4 protein-coding genes are annotated in these 4,786 nt (G+C 47.9%); 3 read left to right on the forward strand and 1 reads right to left on the reverse strand.

The window, feature by feature from the left end:
• A partial coding sequence (locus Q0224_RS00320; protein ID WP_297948037.1) for an aryl-sulfate sulfotransferase occupies positions 1-623 on the forward strand: 623 nt, incomplete at its 5' end.
• Positions 624-1,085: 462 nt separating this feature from the next.
• Complete coding sequence (locus tag Q0224_RS00325) at positions 1,086-1,277, forward strand: hypothetical protein (protein WP_297948038.1); 192 nt, start codon at positions 1,086-1,088, stop codon at positions 1,275-1,277.
• Positions 1,278-1,814: 537 nt separating this feature from the next.
• On the opposite strand, the gene menA is transcribed toward Q0224_RS00325, so the two are convergent.
• A complete protein-coding gene (menA, locus tag Q0224_RS00330) occupies positions 1,815-2,717 on the reverse strand; it encodes a 1,4-dihydroxy-2-naphthoate octaprenyltransferase (RefSeq protein WP_297948039.1) in 903 nt (300 codons plus the stop codon).
• A gap of 175 nt (positions 2,718-2,892) precedes the next feature.
• Here menA and Q0224_RS00335 point away from each other — a divergent pair, with 175 nt between their 5' ends.
• The gene (locus Q0224_RS00335; protein WP_297948040.1) at positions 2,893-3,723 is read left to right on the forward strand and encodes a pyridoxamine kinase; all 831 of its coding nucleotides are present in this window, start codon (positions 2,893-2,895) and stop codon (positions 3,721-3,723) included.
• Positions 3,724-4,786: the final 1,063 nt, after the last annotated feature.

The following is a 4,786-nucleotide window of genomic DNA, read 5'->3' on the forward strand; positions in this document are numbered from 1 at the left end:
AGATCGGTCGCGACAAAAAAGTCAAATGGATAATGGGCGCGCACAAAGGCTGGAAGGACCAGTTTAAAGATTATTTGCTCCAGCCGGTAGATAAAGACGGCAAAAAGATCGTCTGCGAGGACGAGTACTCAAAATGCCCGGGATATGAGAGCGAGAAGGGTGGATTTGACTGGCAGTGGACGCAGCATACGGCATTCCGCATCGATAGCAAGTCCAAAAAAGGCGTCGTGTATCTCACCGTCTTTGACAACGGCGACACCCGCGGCATGGAGCAGCCTGCGATGGCGGGTATGAAATACTCCCGCGCGGTCGTTTATAAAATCGACGAAAAAGCTAAAACCGTCGAGCAGGTCTGGGAATACGGCAAACAGCGCGGCAGCGAGTGGTACAGCTCGGTCACTTCGCTAGCGCAGTATCAAGACGACCTAGATAGCGTGATGGTTTACTCCGCGGTCGCGGGTATGCAGTTTGATATCGCCAAGGGCCGCCCGGTCGGCGTGCCTAGCCCTCACATCAACGAGTTTGAATGGGGCGCAAAAGAGCCGTCAATCGAAATCAAAATGACCAATGCGATGGGCTATCAGGCGTTTCCGTTTAGCCTAGAAAAGGCGTTTGAGAAGTAAAATTTAGCGGCTCCCGGCCGGTGCGCTTCGGGGCCGCTTTTGTTTTAGATTATGGTCAAATTCTACACATCTACTCGATAGAATTTCATCCGAATTTGCTAAATTTTATCCCTCGGTACGGCAAAATTTGGCCGAAAACATAGCTCTTTATTCTAGATAAAATTTAATCATCGGATTTGCGATTTCGCGCTCTGCTTTTGCTATAATTTCGCTCTGCTAAAATTAATAAGCGTTATTTCGGTATAGACGAGGTAGCCGCACGGTTTGGATGAAATTTGCATCCCGCTTGAGGGCGGGGGACGACGGGTATGAGGTTAATGCGCCCAAAGGATATTCGTGCGGCAAGGCGGCGCAGCAAAGGAGAAAGAGTGGAAAAATCTAGAAAAAAGGAACTCAAAAAGCTCGCGGCGTAGCGGCAGCGAGATGTATTTGAAAAGAGCCTGTCTATGAATAGGGCGGAGTTTGAGGGGCTATTTGAGTTCTTGGGCTAGAGCTTGGCGCATCGCGACTGCGACGGCACGCATAGGCTCATGCTGGATTTTGCGAGCTCGCCGCGTGCCGAATGAGGCGGCGGTTTTGGACTTTTGCGAGCAAAACGGCGGATATTGCGACCGCGAAGTTCTAAACAACGTGCAAAATTGCTTCGAATTTTAAGGAGCTATGTGCAGAAAGACATGGTTTTGCAAGCATCGTTTCAAAAAGGCAGTGCGTAAAATTTAGTAAAATTTTAGCGGCGCGAGGGCTCAAAAGTAGGGCTAAAGCAACGTTTGCGGTGCGAACTGCCGCCGTGCAATAAGCACAAAGCCCACCGCGCCAAACATGCGGGCCTTTTGTAGAATTAATGCTATAGTTTTTAAATTTGACGCAAAAGGTGGGCAACTCGCCGTCAAAGCGGCAATTAAAGCGTGGTGTGACGGGGCTTGTATGGACTTAAGAGCGGTATTGCTCGCTTAATTTAACGATACAAGACGGCGCGGAGACCTGGAGTTTGCCCCATCAAATTTTATTGCAGTAGCCATCAGGCGGACAGGGATATGCTATGGACGTTTTCATTGAGCGAGCTTGCCGCAGACGCTTTGCTGTGTGACAAGCAGGTTGATTGCAAGATTAGGAGAACTCGCACAAAGCGCTTTTGCGCGAGAGGACTTTGCTGCGGTGCCGACGTAAATTTTATCTGCGCGGCGTTTAAATTTAACTCAAAATCTCCCCGACGAAAAATAGCGCCGATATCGCAAACGTGCAGAGCGCGACGACCTTTAGCTGTCCGTCGAAGTCGCGACACTCCCGCACTTTTAAGACGAAAAAGAAATGCCGAATAAGCGGCACAAAGCTAGCTATGTAGAGTAGTTTTACGCCTGAATCTCCGCGCAAAAGCGAGTAGCAGAGCATTAGCCCCGCTCCGCCCGCGATTAGCGCGTAGTGGTAGCGCTTGGCCGCGCGCAGTCCGATACGCACGGGGATCGTGCGCTTGCCTTTGAGCGCATCGTTTTGTACGTCGCGCATATTATTTAAATTTAGCACAGCGGTGCTTAGCATCCCGCACGCGCACGCAGGCAGCAGCAGCGCCGCATCGAGCGAACGCGCGTATAAAAAGTACGAGCCCAGCACGCTAAGTAGCCCAAAAAACAAAAACACGAAAACGTCGCCAAGTCCCTTATATCCGTATGCGCCGGCGCCCACGGTGTAGCGGATCGCGGCGTATATCGACGCGCCGCCTAGTGCCAAAAATAGTAGCACGAGATAAAACCGCTCGCCGAATGCCAAAACGCTTAGCGCGAGGCTGCAAAGCGCCGAAAGCAGCGCCGTAACGACGATGACGCGCTTCATCTGCTCGGCGCTCATCTGTCCCGTTTGTATCGCGCGACGCGGTCCCAGCCTGTCATCGTCGTCGGTGCCCTTCAGCGCGTCGCCGTAGTCGTTGGCATAGTCGCTTAGCACCTGAAACAGCAGCGTCGTAAGTAGCGCCAGTGCGAAAATATCCGCTCTAAACGCGCCCGCACCGTATGCCGCGCCGCTACCGAGCAACACGCCCGAGACGCTAAGCGGCAGCGATCTAAGGCGAGCGGATGCGTAAAGAGCCTTTGCGGTTATCATTTTTTGCCTTTTTTGATTTTTTGAGTGCCGAATTTACGGCGAACTCAATTTAAAATTTAGCGGAAAAACGCCAAAAATATCATAAATTTAGACTATTCGTAGAGTAAATTTTATTTAAATTCGCCTTTTTAATATAAATAGCGGTAAAATAGAGCCAAAAATTTTAGGAATTGTGATGAAAAAAGTTCTTACCGTTCAAGATATATCCTGCGTGGGCAAGGTTTCGCTGACCGTCGCCTTGCCGATATTAAGCGCGATGGGGATGAGCACGAGCGTGATCCCTACGGCGGTTTTATCGATGCATACGGGCTTTTCGGGCTACACCTTTTGCGATCTAAGCTCTCAAATACGCGCGATCATGGCGCACTGGAAAGACCGCGGAGTGGTATTTGACGGCATCTACACGGGCTTTTTGGGCTCGGCGGCACAGATCGAGATTATGAGCGAGCTATTTGCGAGCTTCGGCGGCGCGGGTAAGACCATTTTGGTCGATCCTTGTATGGGCGATAACGGCGTATTTTATCCTGGCTTTAACGAGGATTTTGCCCGTATGATGGCGCTTCTGTGCGCCCAGGCCGACATCATTACGCCCAATATCACCGAGGCCTGCGCGATCACCGGGGTGCCGTACCGAGAGGACGCAGATAGGGATTTTATCATGGATCTGCTTGCAAGGCTTCGAGAGCTGGGCGCCAGGCAGGTTATTTTAAAGGGCATCGGCTACATCGCCGATCAGTGCGGAGTTTTCAGCTATGATGCACGCACGGGCAGGACGAACGAGTATTTTCACGAGCTGCTGTCGGTTAAATTTAACGGCACCGGCGATATTTTCGCCGCCGTAGCCTTCGGTGCAATAATGCGTGGCAAGTCGCTGGAAACTGCGGTTCGTATCGCTGCGGATTTCGTCGTCAGCACGATCAAAGAGACGATGAGCGACGAGGAGCGCAAGGACTACGAAGGGGTGGATTTCGAAGCGATAATTCCCGAGCTGGTGAGGAAAATCTAAGTTCTAGACGGATTTGGAACTCGCCGCGCGGACAGAGGATTTGTGGGAGAACTTTGAAATTTTACCGCAAAAGGAAATTCCTAAATTTTATCTGCGGCGTGAAATTTTAAAATTTCAAAATTTATGTGTCGTGCGGCATGGAATTCTATAGGTGATGTGGAATTTTAGAATTCATGCATTGCGCGGGCTTATAATTTTATCTCCTGCATAAAATTTTAAAATTTGCACCGACGTAAAGATGCGAAATTTGTCGGCTAGCGCTGAATTCTAAACGCAAGGCTACAGCGAATTTATCTGCTTGCGAGTTTGAGCTGCATTTTGAAATTTTGCACAAAATCTGCTTAAAATTTTATTCCCACAAGCCGTGTGCCATGCACTTATAAAATAATCTCAAAATTTATGAGTAAAATTTAGATTAAAATCCATATTTAAATTCCAATTAAAAATCCTGTGAAAATACTATATTTATTTAAAATTTTAACATTACGCAGACTATACTCGCCTAAATAGAACAACAAAATACTATATTTATTTAAAATTTTAACGGCACTAAATTGCAATATCTGATAGCGAAAAATGAGATGATATGGAAAATTTTATGAGGTACCAAGCATCAAGACGGCTACACTATAGCGGTTACTATGAGCGGCAGCGATACGGATAAGACAAATACTTACACAGAAAAAGAGGGATTGTAATAGCAAAGACGATTGGAATTTGAATGTGTAAAAAAGCACTTAATTAAATTTTTCTAAACATTTGGCGAGATTATATGATTTTAAAATTTAAATAAGACGGACGGTATAGTCGTGAAATTTAAATATGAGCGTCGGCGCAAAATAGCCGTGGAGTGGATCGGCTAGCTCCGCTAAAAGCGCTATATAAAGGGTAAATTTAAAACGGAGCTTTGCCGAATTAAATTTACCCGATTTGCCTCGCTATGAAATTTATTCGCCCAGGAAGTATTTCAGATCCGCCTGTGCGTCGCCGCTGATTAGGCGAAGGCCGAAATTTTGCACCAAAAAGCCCAAAATTTCGTCGTTGAAAAACTCAGGCACCGTAG

Origin of the sequence: uncultured Campylobacter sp. (genome assembly GCF_938002845.1) — a bacterium.
Classification (GTDB): Bacteria; Campylobacterota; Campylobacteria; order Campylobacterales; family Campylobacteraceae; genus Campylobacter_B.